Raw genomic sequence first — 323 nt, 5'->3', positions numbered from 1 at the left:
GGATAAAGCCAACCCACAACATTGGCAATCGGTAGTCTGGACGTTGCCGCGCAATCAAGCATTGGCGTTGATAGAGGAGGACGCGCGCGTCATTGCTGATAAATTGGCTGCTGCCAGTAACTATGAGCTAGGTGCTATCAGTCAGATTGAATCAATCGCGAGTTTTCCATTGACTGCGCAACAAGCAAAGAGCTATGTCGCAGATAATTTGGTCTTAATCGGTGATGCGGCACATGGCGTGCATCCGCTGGCAGGTCAAGGGTTGAATCTGGGCATGCTCGATGTGCAGACGTTAAGCGAGCAATTGTCACACGACTTTGCCC

General features: G+C 50.8%; 1 protein-coding gene. It reads left to right on the top strand.

From position 1 onward, the window contains the following. Window positions 1-323 (top strand): FAD-dependent monooxygenase (locus AAEZ05_RS28045; protein WP_350649823.1); only part of this gene is annotated, 323 nt, incomplete at both ends.

Source organism: Pseudomonas sp. HY13-MNA-CIBAN-0226 (genome assembly GCF_040310305.1).
GTDB classification, from domain to species: domain Bacteria; phylum Pseudomonadota; class Gammaproteobacteria; order Pseudomonadales; family Pseudomonadaceae; genus Aquipseudomonas; species Aquipseudomonas gregormendelii.
The sequence above is the reverse complement of the archived record's forward strand: the minus strand, read 5'-3'. Positions and strand labels throughout refer to the sequence as shown.